The 19,542-nt window shown below is 52.1% G+C and carries 20 protein-coding genes; 15 read left to right on the top strand and 5 right to left on the bottom strand.

What is annotated here, in order from left to right; genetic code table 11:
- Positions 1–57: 57 nt before the first annotated feature.
- Positions 58–510: a hypothetical protein gene (locus tag HMPREF1527_RS03805; RefSeq protein WP_016477381.1), complete on the top strand. Its 453-nt coding sequence runs from the start codon at positions 58–60 to the stop codon at positions 508–510.
- A gap of 10 nt (positions 511–520) precedes the next feature.
- Here the strand turns inward: HMPREF1527_RS03805 and pth2 are convergent, their stop codons facing one another.
- Positions 521–961, bottom strand: a complete 441-nt coding sequence (gene pth2 / locus HMPREF1527_RS03800) for an aminoacyl-tRNA hydrolase (RefSeq protein ID WP_016477380.1) — start codon at positions 959–961, stop codon at positions 521–523.
- A gap of 363 nt (positions 962–1,324) precedes the next feature.
- Between pth2 and HMPREF1527_RS03795 the strand changes: the two genes are divergently transcribed.
- The gene (locus HMPREF1527_RS03795; RefSeq protein WP_016477379.1) at positions 1,325–1,870 is read left to right on the top strand and encodes an A24 family peptidase; all 546 of its coding nucleotides are present in this window, start codon (positions 1,325–1,327) and stop codon (positions 1,868–1,870) included.
- Between the two features lie 359 nt (positions 1,871–2,229).
- Here the strand turns inward: HMPREF1527_RS03795 and glpK are convergent, their stop codons facing one another.
- Both glpK and HMPREF1527_RS03785 read right to left on the bottom strand, forming a co-directional pair.
- Positions 2,230–3,738: a glycerol kinase GlpK gene (glpK, locus tag HMPREF1527_RS03790; protein ID WP_016477378.1), complete on the bottom strand. Its 1,509-nt coding sequence runs from the start codon at positions 3,736–3,738 to the stop codon at positions 2,230–2,232.
- Positions 3,713–4,675: an alpha/beta fold hydrolase gene (locus HMPREF1527_RS03785; protein WP_016477377.1), complete on the bottom strand. Its 963-nt coding sequence runs from the start codon at positions 4,673–4,675 to the stop codon at positions 3,713–3,715. Before HMPREF1527_RS03785 ends, glpK begins: the two co-directional genes overlap by 26 nt.
- Positions 4,676–5,054: 379 nt before the next feature.
- Here HMPREF1527_RS03785 and HMPREF1527_RS03780 point away from each other — a divergent pair, with 379 nt between their 5' ends.
- The 7 genes from HMPREF1527_RS03780 (at position 5,055) to HMPREF1527_RS03750 (ending at position 9,501) form a co-directional block, all read left to right on the top strand.
- On the top strand, positions 5,055–5,462 hold the full coding sequence (locus tag HMPREF1527_RS03780; RefSeq protein ID WP_016477376.1) for a helix-turn-helix transcriptional regulator: 408 nt from the start codon (positions 5,055–5,057) through the stop codon (positions 5,460–5,462).
- A gap of 98 nt (positions 5,463–5,560) precedes the next feature.
- Positions 5,561–5,812, top strand: coding sequence for a hypothetical protein (locus HMPREF1527_RS03775; RefSeq protein WP_016477375.1), 252 nt, complete (start codon positions 5,561–5,563; stop codon positions 5,810–5,812).
- 200 nt (positions 5,813–6,012) lie between these two features.
- Positions 6,013–6,636, top strand: coding sequence for a TetR/AcrR family transcriptional regulator (locus HMPREF1527_RS03770; protein WP_016477374.1), 624 nt, complete (start codon positions 6,013–6,015; stop codon positions 6,634–6,636).
- 92 nt (positions 6,637–6,728) lie between these two features.
- On the top strand, positions 6,729–7,208 hold the full coding sequence (locus HMPREF1527_RS03765; protein WP_016477373.1) for a hypothetical protein: 480 nt from the start codon (positions 6,729–6,731) through the stop codon (positions 7,206–7,208).
- Between the two features lie 102 nt (positions 7,209–7,310).
- Positions 7,311–7,868: a hypothetical protein gene (locus HMPREF1527_RS03760; protein WP_016477372.1), complete on the top strand. Its 558-nt coding sequence runs from the start codon at positions 7,311–7,313 to the stop codon at positions 7,866–7,868.
- Positions 7,849–8,499 (top strand): lipocalin family protein, encoded by a 651-nt coding sequence (locus HMPREF1527_RS03755; protein WP_016477371.1) that lies wholly within the window; start codon positions 7,849–7,851, stop codon positions 8,497–8,499. The genes HMPREF1527_RS03760 and HMPREF1527_RS03755 overlap by 20 nt, the downstream gene beginning before the upstream one ends.
- A gap of 9 nt (positions 8,500–8,508) precedes the next feature.
- Entirely contained in the window at positions 8,509–9,501 is a 993-nt protein-coding gene (locus HMPREF1527_RS03750; protein WP_016477370.1) for a type I phosphomannose isomerase catalytic subunit, read from the top strand.
- 156 nt (positions 9,502–9,657) lie between these two features.
- On the opposite strand, the gene mscL is transcribed toward HMPREF1527_RS03750, so the two are convergent.
- Positions 9,658–10,086, bottom strand: a complete 429-nt coding sequence (mscL, locus tag HMPREF1527_RS03745; RefSeq protein WP_016477369.1) for a large conductance mechanosensitive channel protein MscL — start codon at positions 10,084–10,086, stop codon at positions 9,658–9,660.
- Positions 10,087–10,188: 102 nt separating this feature from the next.
- On the bottom strand, positions 10,189–11,742 hold the full coding sequence (locus HMPREF1527_RS03740; protein WP_016477368.1) for a carboxypeptidase M32: 1,554 nt from the start codon (positions 11,740–11,742) through the stop codon (positions 10,189–10,191).
- Positions 11,743–11,963: 221 nt separating this feature from the next.
- On the opposite strand from HMPREF1527_RS03740, the gene HMPREF1527_RS03735 reads away from it, so the two are divergent.
- The 6 genes from HMPREF1527_RS03735 (at position 11,964) to HMPREF1527_RS03710 (ending at position 19,107) form a co-directional block, all read left to right on the top strand.
- Positions 11,964–13,295 carry a PLP-dependent aminotransferase family protein gene (locus HMPREF1527_RS03735; RefSeq protein WP_016477367.1) on the top strand — a complete coding sequence of 444 codons (1,332 nt, stop codon included), beginning with the start codon at positions 11,964–11,966 and terminating at the stop codon, positions 13,293–13,295.
- A gap of 2 nt (positions 13,296–13,297) precedes the next feature.
- A complete protein-coding gene (locus tag HMPREF1527_RS03730) occupies positions 13,298–14,299 on the top strand; it encodes a D-alanine--D-alanine ligase (protein WP_016477366.1) in 1,002 nt (333 codons plus the stop codon).
- 14 nt (positions 14,300–14,313) lie between these two features.
- Positions 14,314–15,288 (top strand): ROK family protein, encoded by a 975-nt coding sequence (locus HMPREF1527_RS03725; RefSeq protein ID WP_051113114.1) that lies wholly within the window; start codon positions 14,314–14,316, stop codon positions 15,286–15,288.
- Between the two features lie 287 nt (positions 15,289–15,575).
- Complete coding sequence (locus tag HMPREF1527_RS03720; protein ID WP_016477364.1) at positions 15,576–17,108, top strand: PTS fructose transporter subunit IIC; 1,533 nt, start codon at positions 15,576–15,578, stop codon at positions 17,106–17,108.
- A gap of 149 nt (positions 17,109–17,257) precedes the next feature.
- A complete protein-coding gene (locus HMPREF1527_RS03715; RefSeq protein WP_016477363.1) occupies positions 17,258–18,175 on the top strand; it encodes a 1-phosphofructokinase family hexose kinase in 918 nt (305 codons plus the stop codon).
- Between the two features lie 131 nt (positions 18,176–18,306).
- On the top strand, positions 18,307–19,107 hold the full coding sequence (locus HMPREF1527_RS03710; RefSeq protein ID WP_016477362.1) for a YebC/PmpR family DNA-binding transcriptional regulator: 801 nt from the start codon (positions 18,307–18,309) through the stop codon (positions 19,105–19,107).
- Positions 19,108–19,542: the final 435 nt, after the last annotated feature.

Below are 19,542 nucleotides of genomic sequence, written 5' to 3'. Positions count from 1 at the left end.
TTGCGGCTCTGCAAAAGAGTAGCAAGCGAGAAGCCCCAGGGCCGCGAAAGGATAAGCATGACTATAAAAACCGACCGGCCGAGAAGTTCTTCTCGCGTACAGGTTGTTGCAAAGAGCGCGGCTGTGGCCTTTGGCTACGGTATGATCGCGGCCGTTGGACTAGGCATTTTCGTCTTTCTTTTTGCTACTCTGACCTCGGGCGGCAATATTGAGATTGGATCTGACTGGACGCGCCGCGTGCTGTATGTGGTTTCTTCCTTGGGAATCATTGCGTCCGGTGTGGGCATGTTATTCTCCGGGCGCGAATATGCGGAAAAGCAGCGCGGCTTTACGAAAGACATTACCGCGCTGGAAACGCATATTGACGATGACGGGAAACTGGACTCCCGAATCAAACATCTTGCGCCGGCCGGTATTGAATGGGCTACGGCAATCTTGATAGCGGCTGCCGGTTCGTTTTTGGTAGCGGTCATATACGACGAGGTTATGGGCAGGTGCTTTCTGCTCTAAAAGAGACGTCCTAGAAGAGCGGCAGTTCGCCCGTGAGGGGATCGATGAGATCTGCTGTAAGGGGCTCGAAAGCAAGGCAGGTAAACGTTGGTTCGCCGTGAAACTCCGTAAACCCCGCATCTCGTACGAGAGCGACGGCAAAACCGAGCTCGCGTCCGCGTTCATAGAGGTCAAGTAAGGCATCCTCTGAGTCTACATAGACGCATACCTTTGCGACGCCTGCGTCAAACCAGTCTGAGAGCGGCGTTGCGTCACCTTGTTGATGGTCGAGATACACCCAGCTTTCAGCGGCGTTGACGCGTACCTGTGAGAGGCGGTGCTCGCGCGCAAGTGCCATAAGCGTTGCTTCAACACAAGCGTGTCCCGCCTGCGCGGCAATTTTACCTTTGCGCATCTTAAGATCACGCCTCATAACGATCATTTGTTTTGCCTTGTAGCCTGAATCAGCCATGGAGTTCCTTCGCTCAATTACCTGTACGGTGCACTGACATGAGTGTAGCGGAGTTGCCTGCGCTCGGTGACGGTACAAAAAAGTCGCACAACGGCGTTGCAAAGGGCACAGCGGCAATACGAAAAATGCGCACGGTGGCAGTACAAAATTCGAATCTGACCGATAGTTGACGAAACCGGTGAAGGCATACAAATATCGCGCTCTCCAAAGCGCTTCTGCATCGGTCTTTTTCGGTAGCGCACTGGTAGTATCCAGCTCTTTTTCGTGAGAAATACCCGCTTTTGTGAAGCAGTAATTTGTGTTGTTCAGCTACGCTGTGCATAAGGATATAAGAGACGGATCCGGAGGGGAGGTGGCGGGCATATGAGAGGCGACGCTTTGACTCGGCCGTCGCCGCTTGCTGTGGCGCTTGTACTGATAGTGATAGCAATCGCATCGGTTATTGACGTTAAAACAAGAAAAGTTCCCAATCAAATACCTCTCTGCATCGCTGTCATAGGAATACTTGATGCAGTGGCAGGCTCACACCCTGAAGGAAATGCAGCAGGTGAAAGAGCAATGTGGTTTCTGGTGAGTCTTTTTTACACTCTGACAGTGCTTCTCGTCACCTCAAGAATAGCGAGGTTCATATGCGGGCGTGCAGGCATCGGAGGGGGCGATATAAAGCTGCTTTCTGCGCTTGCGGGAATTTTTGGCGTTGAGAGTATGATGCTGGTGATGTTTATCGCATGCGTCACAAGTGTTATGTTCTTGTATGGATGGCGGATAGCCAATCTCAAAAGAAAACAAAAAGAGGCACAAAGTTCTCAAAAGAGCAGTTCATTCCTTATATATAACGCAACTTTTCCCTTTGTGCCCTTTATAGCGACGGGCGTGATTGTCTGTTTGAAACTTGCCAATTATTTGTAGGTGTTATATTCTTTTACAAGAAATTTGCACTTCTCGCTTATATAAAAAGTTTTTTCTGCTAACAATAGTGATACGTTGAGAAAGAGACGAGCATCCCCCAATACTCGTTTTTTGTTGGCGGCTTTTGGTTTGCACCAATTGCGGTTTCTCGATTCTCGAGACAACGTGGCCATAGGACGGGGCGTGATTTACCTCGTGGTCGCACACTTGTTGCAGCTCCGTCCTATGGCAGGCTCCGAGAAGTCCTCCTGCTTTAGTCTGCCCTAAACTCGCTCTGTCCTCACAATTCGGCAGCGCTCTGTGAAGACGTTGCTATAGTTGCGTTGGCCTGTCCGCACAATGACATGTTCGCAAGACCGTCATTGCATCGTTCGTCTGACAGCTACATGCCAGCCGTCAAAAAGACGCTCCATCGTTTTCTCAGACGCTTTTCTCACAAAAATCTCGTCAGATTGACGCAGCGCCTTCAGTTCTTCCGTGCTGCTCCAATAGCCCGTTGAAAGACCCGCCAGATACGCGGCGCCCAGTGAGGTTGTTTCAGTGTTTTGCGGTCTTCTCAGCGTACAACCTAACAAATCCGCCTGAAATTGCATGAGGAAATTGTTTGCCGATGCGCCGCCGTCAACATTCAGCGCGGCAAGCTCATGGCCACAATCAGAACTCATGGCGTCCGCCAGATCTTTAATCTGGTACGCGAGCGCTTCAAGAGCGGCTCGTACCAAGTGAGCTCGGGTGGTTCCGCGGGTGAGGCCAGTAATCTCGCCTCGCGCGTCAGGCTGCCACCACGGGGCTCCAAGTCCTGTGAAGGCGGGGACTATGTACACTCCGCCTGTGTCGGAAACGCTCTTTGCCAGATACGATGTCTCGGCTGCCGTCTGAATTAACCCAAGCTCATCGCGAAGCCATTGAATCAGCGCGCCGGCGACAAATACGGAGCCTTCGAGCGCGTATTCGGTCTTTGGTTGATTTGGCGGTGAGGCGACAATGGTGGTGACTAGGTTATTTTTGCTCATATGGGCGTTTGTTCCAGTGTGTAGCAGCATAAAGCAGCCGGTTCCGTAAGTGTTTTTCGCCTGCCCCGGCTCAAAACAGCATTGACCAAAAAGGGCGGCCTGCTGGTCGCCGGCCACGCCCGTGATAGGAATACCAGCGGGAAGACCCGGATAGCTTGTTTCGCCGAAGAAACCCGATGAGCGCCGCACTTCCGGAAGCATGCACTCGGGGATGTCGAAGAGGGCGAGCAGCTCTTTATCCCAGCAGTTCTCGTGAATGTTGTAGAGCATCGTACGGCTTGCGTTGGAAACATCGGTTGCATGTACAAGACCGCCTGTCAGCACCCAAATGAGCCAGGTATCAACGGTGCCAAAGAGCAGATCGCCGGCTTCGGTGCGCTCGCGCGCTCCGGCTACGGTGTCAAGAATCCAGCGAATTTTACTGGCTGAAAAATAGGCGTCGGGGAGCAGACCGCACTTCTTGCGAATCAGTTCTTTCACGCGAGAAGAACCGCAAATCTCCTCGACAAGTTCAGAGGTGCGGCGGCATTGCCACACGATTGCGTTGCATACAGGAGCGCCGGTGGCAGGATCCCACACCAGTGTAGTTTCACGCTGGTTGTCGATGCCAATCGAGTCGACGGTATCGGCGGTGAGGCCGTGTTTGGTTATAAGCTCAGTAAGGGCGCCAATTTGAGAGAAAAGGATATCTTGCGGGTTGTGCTCAACCCAGCCCGGCTGCGGATAAATTTGCGCAAAGGGGCGCTGTACCAGGTCGACCACGCGGCCTTCGTGATTGATGAGCACTGCTCGGGAGGAAGTGGTCCCTTGGTCGAGGGCGATGACATACTTATCGTGTTGAGGTATTGTTGCCATGGTGACTCCCTAGCCAGCTGATGACATCGTTAAAGACCGTTTCGCGCGCATCCTCGTTGAGAATTTCATGGCGCATATGGGGATACAGAATTGTCGTAACGTCGGTGACGCCCGCGTCTTTGGTAAGCTGCGCCGCTTTGCGTACGCCTTTGCCGTTTGCTCCGACTGGATCTTCCGCGCCGGCGATAAAAAGGAACGGAAGCGTTGACGGGATATGAGAGGCTGACGTTTTTGAACAAGCTTCTTTGGTGAGTTTCGCAAGCGCGGCATATCCCCCTGCGGAAAACATGTATCCGCAAGCGGGATCCGCCATGTATGAGCTTATATTTTCTTGGTTATAGGAAAGCCATTCATAGTTGGTTGGCCCCGGAACCGCTTTTGCGTAGGCGCCGATGCCGAGATTATCCACGAAGGCAGAGCGGTACTCGATGCTTTTTGTTTTGCACAGATGATGAGCAACGGCAAATCCTATATCTGACAGAAGCGGAGAAACAGTACCGGTTCCACAGGCGATAACGCCGGCTAAGTCTTCGTTGTATCTGCCGGCATAGGCTCGGACGATAAAACTTCCCATTGAGTGTCCAAAAAGAACATAGGGAAGCGATGTGCCAAATTGTTCGGTCATATGGTGCCGAAGGGTATCGGTGTCTTTGATAAGGATGTCTGAACCTTTGAGAGGATTGAGTACACCTCGTGCTTCAGGAGCGCTTGAGCGGCCATGTCCAATGTGATCATTACCTGCTACTATATATCCAGCGTTACAGAGAGCATACGCAAACGCCTCATAGCGCATAATGTGCTCAACCATGCCGTGGCTGATCTGGACGATACCTTTCAAGGAGACGTCAGAAGGTGGCAGCCACAGGGTTGCAACTACTGTTGAGACGCCGTCTGCTGATGGATAGGTGATTGTTTTTTGCGCGATATGATCACTCACGAGCCCTCCCTCGAATGACATAATCTTTATTATCGTGAACATTGCCGCTTCGTCATGGTTCACTCGGATTAACGGTTTTCGGTTTTCTGTAGATGGTAATGGCGAAAACGAGTTGCGGCTGAACTGCGGAAAGAAAAACTCTTATCTGAAGGAAGGTAAAGTATTTTTGCCAAAGATGAATATTCTCATATAAAAATGTATTGTTTATGAATACAACAAATGAAAGTAGTGTTATGTTCATTCATAACGTGTTAGTACATCAATAAAAATGAGCATTTTATCTGCAAACATAACAATAGATATATCAAGATTTTTTTGTAGTATCATTACAGATAATGACAGATACATGTCATTAAAGTTTGCAGATGGGGGTCCTGAGATGAGCAGAACAGGAGTAGAGACAAAGACGGAACTCGGCCTTGGTAGAACTGTTGCACGGCTTCTTGGTGAATCCGGTAAGCGTCAGGTTGATCTTTGTGATTTTTCCCACTGGTCACGAGCATATGTCTCATATATCTGCACTGAGCGCCGTAAATGGCCATCCTTTGACAAGGCAAAGATTATCGCTGATTTCTTTGGTTTGACTATGGATCAGCTTTGGGCTGAGCATCTGCTTGATCTGCAAGAATCGGGTATTGAGTTGAGCGATGACGACAGAGCGGCATTGGAGCGGCATCGCGTCCCTTTTCGGTTTGTTGAAAAAGAGCCGTTTTTGCAGGAGTCTTTAGTGCCTGTAGCTGCTGAGACTGTCTCTTTGAAGCAGGTTTCCGGCGAAACGACGTGCTAAGGCAACAGGATTGAACAGGACATACTCTAGGAGTATAGTGGCATGTCTGAATGACGGCGAAAGATAGCTGCCGTGTCTACCGTGAAAGAGGAGAGTCAATGCCGGGGCTTCACTGTGCCGATTGTGAATTTAGCAGCTTCAAGTTGAATAAAGAAGTGGGATTGTATCAGGCGTCCTGTGCGCGTGGGTATACGCTTGCCGATCCGCGTAACCATCATGAGATTACGCAGCATTTTGCAGATACGATTGATAAGTTTGTTCCCATTATCGATCCTTTTGGAAACGAGTACCTCCGTAAAACAAACGTGTGCGATGAATTTACGCGCAGAATACAGAAGGCGGACCGGTAGACTGAGCTGTGTCTTGCTTGAATACTTTTGTTGACAGAGTATGCTCGCAATTCCATAAAAACAGAAAATAAAAACATTAGTTATCGTTATGTTTTAATTCGTGAAAATACGTGAAATAGTTCATTTCTTGTTATAAAACCTTCAGAAGTTAGGTACTATTTCTCTAGGGGGATTTTTACGACTTTTGGAGGAGACGACAAATGTCGAGGCGACCACAGGTAGATAGCCGCGATACGCGGCGGAGGCTCATTGCCTCTGCGGAGGAAGAATTTGCCCAGCAGGGATATGAAAAAGCTTCTCTTAGAAGAATTTGCTCACGTGTCGGAGTAACCACTGGTGCGCTTTACTTCTTCTTTAACAATAAGGAAGATTTGTTCAAACACGTTCTTCAGCCGGTAACCAGACAGGCTATTAAAATCCTGGATGAGTATCGTGAGCGCATCGAAGAAGAAGGCGTGCGAAATGAACTTGGTTCACCGATGGGAGACGCAGAGACTCTTAGTGAGTTTTTTGACCTTATGTACGCCCATCGGCATGTGGTGACAATTATCCTCAACAACGAGGAAAATCCTTCCGTTATTGCGTTTTTGAAGGCGTTCAAAAACGTTATTTCAGCGACCATCCGTTTGATTTTGTACCCCGATTTAACGCTTGTTGAGCCCTATGACGAATTTATCATTGACTGGCTTGCCCAGACAGAAATGACCACCATTACCGACATCTTGCGCAATGACAAGACCAGAAAAGAGGCCGAAAAGCACGTTGCCTCTGCGCTTGTTTTTACGCAAGGAGGGTTGAAAGCTCTGGCGAACGAGCAATTTTAAAACTATTTCTACAGATTTTATGTTATTTGATATGATATGAGCAGTTGTTCAGGAAAAGCGCTTTTACAAAGCGCGGTTATGAAGGGATTTGTATGAAGACAAAGAAAGTCGGACTGCTCGTATTGACTGCGGTATTAGCATTTGTCCTTGCGGGGTGCAGCGGCCTTGTTAGCGGTGGCGCAGATAAGGGTAAGGCGCTTGTGGGCACCTATGAGCTTGAAAGCATGGAGCTTAAAAACGGTTCGCAAACCCAGTCTATTAGCAAAGAACAGTATAAGCAGTTGTCTGAACAGGGCAATATTCACATAACGTTAGAGCTTTCAGAAGACGGTTCAGCTGTTTTGACGGGGATTACCGCAACGGGTGATACTCAAAAAGCCGATTTGAAATGGAAATCGGATGACGGCAAGACCATCACATTTACAAGCGATTCTGAAAGCGGGAAAGTCTCCGCTACGGTAGGGGATAATGGTGAAATTACTCTAGAGGAGTCTCAAGATGACACCTCGGTCAAGATGGTTTTTTCCAAGATAAGCGATAAGCCGGGCTATTATTCGGATTCGTCCAAATAAGCGCTGTTTCATTGCTACAATAATGGGGCGAGAAGTATTTCTCGCCCCATTTTTTATTTTTTATGTATCTATCCGATGAACGGCTACCTTTGGAGGAGAAAAATGAAACTCAACAAACTGGTAACAGCTCTGATTGGTGTCACTCTGGCGTTTTCACTGTCTGCATGCAGCTGGCTCGCTCCTCAGATTACCGATGATTCCAAGTCCGGTTCTCAGGAAACCAAGACGACGGAGACAAAAAAAGAAGAAAAATCTGCTGATTACACCGCTAGCCTGGTCGGGACCTATGAGCTTGATCATGAAGACTTTACCGAGAATGGAGAGACTCAGACACTTACCAAGGAAGAGTATCAAGATTTCATAGGTGATAGTGGGCTGCACTTTACGCTCGAGTTCTCAGGTGATGGAAACGGCAAGATGACTACTCCCGATCCTGATAGCAATACAAGCGAGTCAGCCTATTTCAAGTGGAAGACTACTGACGGAAAATCTCTTGTTATGTATGGCTCTTCCGATGACGACAAGATTGAAGCGACAGTCGGCGAGAACGGTGAGATTACCCTTGAAATTGAAGACGATGATGATGGCAGTACGATGACCATGGTGTTTACTAAGGTAAGCGATAAGACCGGATACTATGATGACAGCTCCAACAAATAACTTCCGCTTGTCAGAGTCCTCTTATAGAGGCGCCAAAAAAGGTCTTACCACGCGTGTTGGTCTCCTTGTTGTTTGCATGCTTATCGGAGCAGCGCTGGCCTTGTCGGCCTGCTCCGGCGGCGTGCAAAAACCTCAAGATGGCGCTGGGCGGACTCAGCAGGAAGAAACAGGAAAAGATCAGAAGACGCCTGATACGCAAAAAGAGCCGGATGCCCAAAAGGAAGACGATTCTCAAAAGGAGCAGTCTTTTGACAAACAAATCGTAGGTACCTGGCAGGCGACCTATCTTGATTGGAAAGATCCCGACCGTGCGGATATGGATGAAAAAGCGCTGGAGGATCGCCAGAAGGAATCTCAGATGGGATTCTATATCACGTTTAAGTCGGATGGTACGGGAACCTTTTACGCCGAGGATTTGATGTATGAGGTCAACTGGACCGTGCAGGGCAACTCCATTGTATTTCCGTTGCAGACTGAAGAACGGAAAGAGACTGTTACCGTTACAAGAAATGCGTCTTCGGGTGAAATTACCATTGATTTTCCCGCCTATACCCTGACAATGAAGCAACTCTCAGCAAAGCCCGATGATTTTGCTTCCGTTGTGTATGCGCCGCCAGCGTTTAAGCAGTAAGGAAGAACCATGAGCACTACTACGACACATGATTGTTCGCATGACATCATTGTGCTGACTCCCATTTTTCACGAGAAAATCTGGGGAGGTCGTCGCCTTGCGGATGATTTTGGCTATGACATTCCTGACGGCGACATAGGTGAGTGCTGGGCTATCAGTGCGCATCCCAACGGTGACTGTACTGTTGCTTCAGGTGTCTTTGCGGGCAAAACGCTCAGCGAGCTCTGGGATGAGCATCGTGAGCTCTTTGGTGCCGCTCAAGGCGACCGTTTCCCTCTTCTCATTAAGATTTTAGACGCTCGCGAAGATCTGTCCGTGCAAGTTCACCCTGACGATGCGTATGCCGCTGAACATGAAAATGGATCGTTTGGCAAGCGGGAATGCTGGTATGTGCTTGACGCGGAACCTAATACCACCATCATCATCGGTCAGCGCGCTCATAATCGCAAAGAGCTGGCGTGCATGATTGACGAGGGCCGGTGGAATGATATGCTCAACTTCATCCCCGTGCACAAAGGTGATTTCTTCCGCATTGATCCTGGTACCGTTCATGCCATCAAAGGTGGCACGCTTATTCTGGAGACACAGCAGAGTTCTGACGTTACCTATCGTGTGTACGACTATGACCGCCTTGGAGTTGACGGGAAGCCCCGTGAGCTGCATATTCAACAGAGCCTTGATGTGGTTGACTATGATTTGGTACCGCCCGTTTCCGGTAAGGTGGCCGCTCCGGAGATTGATGGTATTACCAATCTGATGACCTGCGACAACTTTGTCGTTGACCGTGTGGTGGTTTCTGGTGAGAGGATGTTGAAGCAGCCTCATCCCTATCCCTTCTTGTGCGTCAGCGTGATTGAGGGCGACGGCACCGTTGCAACGTCCGCTGCGGGAAAACCCCACACGCTTACGCGGGGAAGCCACTTCATCGCGCCTGCCAGTTCGGGAGATTTGACTCTAACTGGCACGATGACGCTTATTACCTCGTATGTGCCTGAAGGGTAACGCGCGCAGCTCAACACACGCAGGCAAGCGCATATAGCGCAATTACCTTCTTCAATGACATGCCCTTCTCGCCAATTGATTTGACGAGAAGGGCATAGTGTTGAACTGCCAAACACGCTCATCATGCAGGTGGTTGTGCGTTGTTGCAGGCAGCCTTTATGCTACATGAGCTCCTCCAGAGATCTCTCCGGCGCAGTGCGGGCAGCGGGTGGCGCCATCTTTAACCTCTTCAAGACAGTGGGGGCAGACGGGAGTGGCAACTGCTTCGGTTTCTTTATTGCGGTTCATAAATTTGTTGACAGCCTTGACGAGGAGGAAAACGATCAAAGCGATAATCAAAAAGTTGATAATTGCGGAAATAAACGCTCCAAAGTCAATGCCGTTTTCCGTACCCGGAACGGGGATAGAGAGACCCGATACCTCAGTGCCTCCGCCGCTTATCAGCTTGATAAACGGGTTGATGATGTCGTTGACAAGGGAAGTAACAATTGCTGTGAAAGCGCCGCCAATGATGATGCCGATGGCCATATCCATGACATTACCGCGTGCAATGAACTCCTTGAATTCGGTCATAAACTTTTTCATACAGACTCCTTTACTACATTGAGCCGAATTGCCGCATTGGGTAAAACATTTCATGCCGGCCGAAAGACCAGCATGAAAATCATATCGGACAACGTTGAAAGCCTACGATGACAATCCATAAATTCGCGAGAACTTTGTAACTAAATAGTCGGTAAAGTAGGCCACATCGAAGGGCTCGCCGGTAGCTGACAGGATAAGCTCGTCGGAGTCCTTGGCCCGTCCCCACGTCCAGATCTTCTCGCCCAGCCACGTGCGAATCGGCGTAAGATCACCGGAAGCGCATACGGCGGCAAAGTCCATACCGTCTTCAATCATGGCGTGCTTGAACTGCGCTCCGAACGCGCTGCCCAAAGCGTAGGTGGGGAAGTAACCGAACTCTCCCCAGCTCCAATGGACGTCTTGAAGCGCTCCGTGCGTATTGTCGGGAACGGTGACGCCCAGATACGTTTGGTGCTTTTCCGCCCACAGCGCCGGGACATCGGCGGCTTTTACCTCGCCGGACATGAGAGCCTGCTCAATCTCATAGCGCACCAGGATGTGCAGAGGATAGGTAAGCTCGTCGGCTTCGGTGCGGATGAGATCTGGCTGTACCTTATTGGCTGCGGAGAAGAGCTGGAAGGCGGTCACGCGGCCAAGCTGGCCTGGGAAGTGCTTGCGCATGAGGTTTATGAGCGGCTCGGCGAATTCTTCAGAATGCCCCACGTAGTTTTCAAAGAAGCGCGATTGCGACTCATGCATGCCCATTGAGGTGCCGCCTTTAAGGGACGTAAAGCGATAGTCCCAATTGACGCCCTGTTCATAGAGGGCATGACCGTTTTCATGCAGCATGGAATAGACATTGGAAAGGACGTCGTCTTCGTAGGCATGTGAGGCTACCATGACAAAACCGATGCCGGGACCTGCGGTATAGGGATGTTCGGTCGCGCCGAGCCAAAAAGCCTTTTCATCAATGCCCTGCAGCGTAACGATGTCACGTGCGAGGTTCCATTGGCGGGTGGCGTCAAAGGTTCCCTCAAGCGGTTTTTTGCTGGGCTGGTGCTTGGACGCCATGCAATCGGCCACTAAAGGCACTACCACATCTTTGATTTTCGCGAAAAACGGATCGTAAAACGCCCGGTTTGTTCCGAACTCAAAATCGTTTAGCAGTACATCGTAGGGAGCTTTTTCGGCATCGCGATACTGCGCGATTTTGATCTGACTTTCTACCAAGCGATCAAGATACGGAGCGAACAAATCCCAGTCATTGGTCGCCTTCGCCTTTTCCCATACATCGTTGGCTTCGGTTGTAAGGCGCACAAAATCGCTCTTCACTTCAGGCGGTACATCCACCAACTGCGCGCGGTCACGGCGCAGAATTTTTACCTGCGCTCGCTGTGTTTCGTCAAGCAAAGCGCGATTTTCATGAAGTCGGTCAAGCAGCGCTCCTACCTGAGGGTCTGCTAAAAGCGCTTGTATTTGTTCACCCAGAATCGCCAGGGCTTCTCCGCGCTCTTCTGTTGCCTTCTCAGGATCGAGGCACGGACCAAACGACGTTAATTCACTGGTGCTGTACCGAAGCGCGAAGAGTTTCTTTTCAAGTCTATCCAGCTCAGCGATATCTTCTCGCGGGTTGGAAAGCGCCGCGTTCAACGGGGTGGTGCCGTTTTCGTCAGCCATATACCCTCCTCAACATGCGTTGACATACCTTTTACATATAATCAAGTATTTTACGCGACCGGAGCGCTCTTTTGAGCGATACTTAACGAGATGGATAAATGCGCGGCGGCTCGATCGTACTTCTCGCCTTGTGCACAACGTCTTGCGTAAAAGGTGACTGGCGAGAATGACTGGCGAGAAGGGCTGCGTTGTTGGCGTGCGTTTTATAAGGGGAGTCTTTCATGAACGATAGCAGGATCTCGTTTGACGCGTGGGACGGACTCTATGCCGACCGTATCCTACATATGCGCAGAAGTGCCGTGCGCGATTTGTTTGCCGCTATTTCTCGCCCGGATGTTATCGGACTTTCGGGCGGCATGCCGGATATTTCATCGTTGCCGCTTGACGAAGTCGCCGAATGCGCTAAGCGCTGCGTTACCGTTGAGGGTCTGCGAGCGCTGCAATACGGCAGCTCAGACGGGCGTGTGGAATGCAGGCAGGCCGTCTGCAAGATCCTTGCGGTTCAAGGCGTTGAAGCTAAGCCTGAAGATATGGTTCTGACATCCGGCTCTCAGCAGGCGCTGGATTTTCTTGGCCGCGTCTTTCTCAACCCGGGTGACGACGTCATCTGCGAAGGTCCCAGCTACCTCGGAGCGCTTCAGGCATTTTCGGCATATCAGCCCCGCGTACATTGTATAGAGATGGACGCGGAGGGCATGCGAATGGATATGCTTGAGGCCAAGCTCGAAGAGCTGAGCGCCGTCGGCAGAAAGCCCAAGTTCATCTATGTTATCCCCAACTTCAACAATCCCACAGGAACCACCATGTCCATGGAGCGTCGCCACCGCCTGCTTGAGCTGGCGCACCGTTTTGTCATTCCGGTAGTTGAAGATGATCCTTACGGACTGATACGCTATGAGGGTCAGGATCTGACCCGCCTCAAGGCGCTTGACGAGAGTGTCATCTATCTGGGAACCACCTCAAAGATATTCGCTCCGGGTCTGCGTCTTGCATGGATTGTGGCGCCGCACCATTTTCTTGAACGGATCAACTTGTCCAAGCAGGGAGCGGACTTGTGTACAAGCCCCTTTAACATGGTATTGGCGGAGCACTATTTCAATGAGGTGGACTGGCAGGCGGCGCTTGAAGTTTCTAAGAGGCGCTATCGTGAGCGTAAGAACGCTATGCTTGCGGCTCTTGAAGAGTGCTTCCCAGAGGATGTGCAGTGGACGCATCCCGAAGGGGGACTGTTCCTCTGGGTTACCTTTCCGCCTTACTTTGATACGAGCCAGCTGCTTCCGGCGGCGCTCGAAAAGGGCGTGGCGTATGTGCCTGGAACAAATTGTTATCCCGACGGTCGCGGAGCCTCAAGCATGCGCCTGTGCTATTCCTTTGAGACGCCCGACCATATTCATGAGGCAATCTGCCGTCTGTCGTCCTGCGTTCAGGATCGCATGGAACTGTACCGCGCGTTTCGTGCGGCGGGCGCCTTGCCTGAGACCGTTTCAACGTATTCGACCGAGTATTCAACTGAGCATTCGGCCAAGTATTCGACCAATCAAAACAGGAGGTAGTTGTGGCTGCCAAAGTTGCTGTCATTATGGGCGGAACCTCGTTTGAGAGGAACTTCTCGCTTCTTTCCGGCCGTCTGGTATCTGAAGCGCTTGCCGAGTCGGGCTTTGACGTATTGACGCTTGATGCGGATGCCAACCTTGTACAGACGCTTCGGGCGGAAAAGCCCGCGGTTGCCTTCATTTGCATGCACGGGGCAGGCGGAGAGGACGGCGCGGTACCGGCGCTGCTTGAGTTTTTGCGTATCCCATATGTGGGGTCAAGACCCGCGTCCTGCCGAGCCGCCTGGAATAAAGCGGACATGCCGTTTTTAATGCGCCGTGTGTACGATAAGGGAGAATCGCTGGTGGTGTGGCCGCCTCAGCTGGTGCTTCCTGCAAGCGCGTTCAAAGACTTGGGAGCGGCTCAGGCGCTGGACATTATTCCCGAGCGCCTTGGGGGAGGTACGGGATTTCCTCTGGCGGTCAAGCCTGTGCACGGCGGTTCCGCTATGGGCCTCTCGCGCGTCGACAGTCCGGACGATTTGGGCAGCGCTCTTATGGCGGCCTTTGCCTACGACGATTCCGTCATCATCCAGCGTTGGATTGAAGGTGTTGAGGTTAGCCTTACCGTCTTGGGTACGCCGGGTGCCGAGAAGGTCCTTCCGCCCGTGGAGATTGAGGTTCTTGAAGGTATCTACGACACGGATGCTCGTCTTGAGACCTCCCGCGTCAACCATTTCTGTCCGGCTCGTGATGAGTCGCTGGCGGCGCTTGGCGGCAATGTGGAAAACGCCCGCATTGCTCTTGAACAGGCGGCTCGTGAAGTGTATCGCGCCTATGATTGTCGCGACTTCGCGCGTGTTGATTTTATTTGGGACGGCCACAAGGCCATGGTTATGGGACTTAAAACATTCCCGGGACTTACTGAGACGTCCTTGGTTCCTATGGCGGTTGAGGCGGCAGGATTTGAACTTCGTGAAGTCCTTGCTGACCTGGTGAACGGTGCGCTTGCGCGCGGAAACTGATGATGGGGGAGACTATGCAGTACGTATTCGGCATTGACATCGGTGGCACCAGCATCAAAATCGGTCTGTTTACGCCTGACGGAGAGTTGCTGACGGAAGAGAAGGTTCCAACGCCTGCGCTTATCTCGCGGGAGGCGTACCGCACCGTTTGCCACGCGCTTGAAGAGGTTGTCGCGTCCCGAGACGGCAGGCCGGAAGACGTTATCGCCTGCGGATTGGATATTCCCGGCCCGGTTGCCGATGACGGCACCGTCGGTTTTCTCGCCAACGTGCAGCTGAATCCCGAAGAATTGGTGCAGGCCATCAGTGCGGCTCTGCCTAACGCCACGGTGGCCTTTGTCAACGACGCCAATGCCGCCGCTCTTGGTGAGGCGTGGGCGGGCGTTGCCGTGGGTGCGCCCTCCTTCGTACTCATTGCTATTGGCACGGGCGTCGGCGCGGGGGTAGTTTGTAACGGCAAGCTGGTGGCAGGCGCGTTTGGAGCGGGCGGCGAGATTGGTCACATTACGGTTGAACCCGAAGAGCCTAAAACGTGCGGCTGTGGTCGTCATGGTTGCCTTGAGCAGTACGCGTCTGCGAAGGGCATTGTTCGCCTGTACCTCGAGGAGTGCGAGAGGCGCGGCGTGACGCCTGTGAGTGTTGAGCACGAGACAGATACTCTTTCGGTGTTCCGTGCGCATGCCGCGGGTGATGAGTGCGCGACGCTTGCTATCGATAAGATGTGCTCGTATCTGGCGCGCGCCATGGCGCAGGTTTCATGTGTGGTCGACCCGTCCATGTATCTGATTGGCGGAGGAGTCGCCGGTTCATTTGCAACCTTTGCTACCGAGCTGCGCGCCCGCTTTGAGGAGTACGCGCTGCGCGTCAGCCGCCCCGTGCGTATCGAAGCGGCAAGTCTTGGCAATCAGGCGGCAATGTATGGCTGCGCATATGAGGCGCTTCGCCTGCGCAAAGAACGCTTTGGTGAAGAAGTGCTCGCCGCGGAGTGAGAGACCCCGCTGCAGAGTGAGAGAAAGAGCCCGCTGCGGGGTGAGAGAAAGAGCCCGCTGCGGGGTGAGAAGCTTCGTTGCAGAGCGAGAAGTCCCGTGCAGAGTGAGAGAAAGAGCCCGCTGCGGGGTGAGAAGCTTCGTTGCAGAGTGAGAAGTCCCGCGCAGAGTGAAGCTTGTTTCAAGGGGTGTTCGGGCTTAGTATGAGGACAGGTTAAATCGTACCGGTCGGGTGAGGGTCTGAAGTTGCTTTTAGCTATCCGGTACCTGTTATGAGAGGAGTGCAAAACATGGCAGACGTGTCAACGTATGACATTGTGGCAGCAACGGGCTGTCCGACTGGTATTGCGCACACCTTTATGGCCAAGGAGGCATTAGAGAAAGCCGCCAAAGCAAAGGGACTCACCATTAAGGTTGAGACACACGGGCAGGTTGGCATCGAAAACGAACTGACGCCTGCAGAGATTAGAGCCGCGAAGGCGGTAGTGGTGGCTGCCGACAAGGACGTTCAGGCTGAGCGTTTTGCCGGCAAGCCGATGGTAAATGTCGGCGTCACCGCGGCCATTAAGGATGCGGGCGGTCTCATTGACCGTGCACTTGCGGCGCAACCGACGGGTTCTCTCGCTGAAGACCTTAACGAAGCCGACGTCGTAAACGGCGCCAATGCTGCTGAGGTTGCCACAACTGAAAAAGAGTCCGTGGGTCATATCATCTACAAGCATCTTATGAACGGCGTTTCTCACATGCTGGTCTTTGTGGTGGCCGGCGGTGTGCTGACAGCCGTTTCATTCTTGTGGGGCATCTATTCGTTTGACTCTACCAGTGCTCAGTACAACAGCTTCGCCGCCATGCTTAAGATTATCGGCGGCATTGCTATGAACCTTATGGTTCCTGTTTTGGCAGCCTACATTGCAGAGTCCATCGGTAAGAGACCGGCACTCGTACCGGGTTTTGTAGCCGGCATGATTGCCATTCAAGGATTGCCAATCAATCCCACTACAAACATGATTGATCCGGCCGGCGCTGGTGTCGGCTTTGGATTTTTGGGCGGCATCGTCGGTGGCTTTGTAGCCGGCTATGTCATTGTGGGACTTGAGAAGGCGCTGGCGTTTCTTCCGAAGAACCTTGACGGTCTGAAAGCAATCTTCCTGTATCCGTTGCTTTCGACTCTTGTTGTTGGCCTCATCATGCTGGGCATTTCCGGTCCTATGGCAAGCATCAATACCGGTATGATGAACTTCCTGCGTGGCCTTGCCAATTCCGGCCCCATTGTGCTCGGCTTGGCCATTGGCTGCATGTGCGCCTTTGACATGGGTGGCCCTGTCAATAAGGCGGCATATGTGACCGGCACTGCGCTTCTGACCGAAGCTTTGACCGCGGGTGTTGGTACGCCGACCTATAACTTTGGCACCAACTTTATGGCCGCCGTTTCCGCCGCTTGCATCGTTCCGCCGCTGATTACTACGTTTGCGGTTATCGTGGGCAAAAAGTACTTTACGGAATCTGACCGCAACGCCGGCCTGGTCAACTTCATTTTGGGCTGCACGCACATTACAGAGGGAGCCATTCCCTTCATGACCAAAAATATTTGGCCCGTGATGCCCATCATGATGCTGGGATCTTCCATCGCCGCCATCCTCACCATCTTCTTTGGCGTGCACGATCCCGCGCCTCATGGTGGCTTCCTCGTGCTTCCTGTTGTCGACGGCGGGCTTATGTGGGTGCTCGCTATCCTTATCGGCGCCGTTGTCGGCGGCATTCTCTTTGTAGCGTTCAAAGCTGCGGAGTACAAAAAAAACGACAATAAGGTTGTGGAGGGGTAGTTCTTCTCGCCCGATAATTCAGTCTTGTCGTGATGCGTAAAACATCGTACGATACGCATCGATACGAACGGGCCCGGCGCGTGTCGTCGGGCCTTTTCTTTAGGGAAAGCGCTTCGCATGCGTGCGCTAAGCTGGCGAGAAGGACCACGATGATTTATACGCTTACGACAAACCCTGCCATTGACATGAACGTCAATGCCAGCGAGCTCTCATATGACCGTGTCAACCGCACGACCAATGCGGTCTATACGCCCAACGGCAAAGGCCTGAACGTTTCGTTTACGCTGAAACACTATGGCGTTGCCAGTGTAATCATGGGATTCTTTGGTGGATTTTCGGGAGAGTACATCGTAGGGGAAGCGTCTAAAATCTGTCCGGTCAAACCGGTGATGATTGAAGGAATCACGCGCGTGAACGTTTTTGTGACCACGCCAAAAGGCGAGCTTAAGTTCCCCAATGCGGGTGCTCCCGTGAATCGTGCTCGCCAGGAGGAAATGCTTGAACTGCTGCGTGCCGCCGATGACCTTGAGGTGCTTTCGGTGTCAGGGTCGCTTTCGCCTGAGATGGACGCGAGTTTTTATGACGAGCTCGTGGACGTATGTGCGCAAAAGGGCGCTGAGTTTATTCTGGATATTTCCCATCCTCATCTGGCTGAGCTGGTTGAGCGCCGGCCGCTTTTGATTAAGCCCAACGATGAAGAGGTTGCCGCCATCTTTGGAGTTAACGTCTGCAATCAAGCTGACGTGGTGAGGGCGCTGCGCGAGATTCATCAAAGAGGCGCGCAAAATATCCTGTTGACGCTTGGTGGCGAGGGCGCGTACTTCTCGGACGGGAGGCATATCTGGCATGCCAATGCCGCTCAGGTACAGGTGCTCTCGACGGCCTGCGCTGGCGACGCGACTTTGGCAAGCTTTCTTTCCGTGTGGCTTGCTGACCGCCGCAATGTTGAGGGCGCTTTGACACGCGCCATGGCTACCGGCGGAAACGTTGCCATGAGCGCCGGCCTTGGAGACTTTGCGCTCGTAGATGAAATTGCTCGGCAGATTCATGTTTCCGTGGTCGCGTAAGTGTGCGAGCAGAGCTGCGGGCGGCTGTGCAGAAAATGTTATGTTTCCCGCGCCGAGGGTTTTCTCGCAACGTGATTTAGGGTAATGTATAAAGGCTATTGACTCTATATGTAAACAAAAGGAGAGTGCAAATGTCTGGACACTCTAAATGGGCAACAACGAAGCATAAAAAGGCAGCTATCGATGCCAAGCGTTCGTCGCTGTTCTCCAAGCTTTCCCGCAATATCACCGTCGCCGCGAAGATGGGCGGCGATCCCAACCCGGACAACAACGCCACTCTTTCCGCTGCTGTCGCTCGCGCCCGCATGGTTTCCATGCCAAACGCAAAGATCAAAGCTGCTATCGACAAGGCGTTTGGCGCCGGCGCCGACGCGGCCGTTTACGAGGAGATTGTCTACGAGGGCTATGGTCCCGCGGGTATCGCAGTGTATGTTGATTGCCTGACCGACAATAAGAATCGTACTGCTGCCGATGTCCGTTCCGCTTTTACACACTCGGGCGGCAATCTGGGTACGGCGGGTTCCGTGGCCTTTCAGTTTGAGCGTCGCGGCTCGCTTGCAGTGGACAAGGTTATCGTGTCCGATGATAAAAAAGTTGCCGATCGCGATAACGCTACCGATGAGGACGAGTTCATGATGGCCGTTGCTGAGGCCGGTGGCGAGGATTACGAAGACGCCGGCGAGCAGTGGATTGTCTGGACTGCCTATGACAAGATGCAGGATGTCCAGAAGGGTCTCGAGGCTCAGGGCATTGAGGTCAAGGGCTCCGAGCTCACTATGGTTCCCACTACCCCCACCGACGTGTCCGTTTCTGATGCCAAGAAGGTTCAGCGCCTGCTGGACAAGCTTGACGAGCTTGATGACGTTCAGAACGTTTACAGCACCATGAACGTTACCGATGAGATTGCCGCCGCTCTGGAAGAGGACGAGTAAGGCAAGGCCCGTGCTGTGAAAGCAAGGCTTACGGGACGAAGGCAATGCCGGTAGCGCAAAAGCAAGGCTTGTGGTACAAAAGCAAGGCCTACAACATAAAAGCGAGTTCTGGCGAGAAGTTCGCTTTCTTTAGGCGTCTTGACTTCGTGTATAAAGCCCGAGAAGTTCTCTGTACTTCTCGGGCTTTACTTTTTTGTTATGCACGGCTATGTCTCCAAAACATGCGTGAACGCGTTTCTTAGAGTACGCGCGGACGGTAATTCCAAAAAAGTGCCACAGTTGTGATAAAAATACTTCATAACTCATGGCATTTTTAGGGGATTTATCACAACTGATGCCTTTTTTAGGAGTTTTCATATCACAACTCATGCACTTTTTTGGAATCGTGCGGAGGGAGATGACACGCCTTGAGGAAAGGCACAGCTTCGGAAGAGG

Source organism: Atopobium sp. oral taxon 199 str. F0494 (genome assembly GCF_000411555.1).
Taxonomy (GTDB): Bacteria; Actinomycetota; Coriobacteriia; order Coriobacteriales; family Atopobiaceae; genus Lancefieldella.
This window is presented reverse-complemented; position numbering and strand designations above follow the sequence as displayed.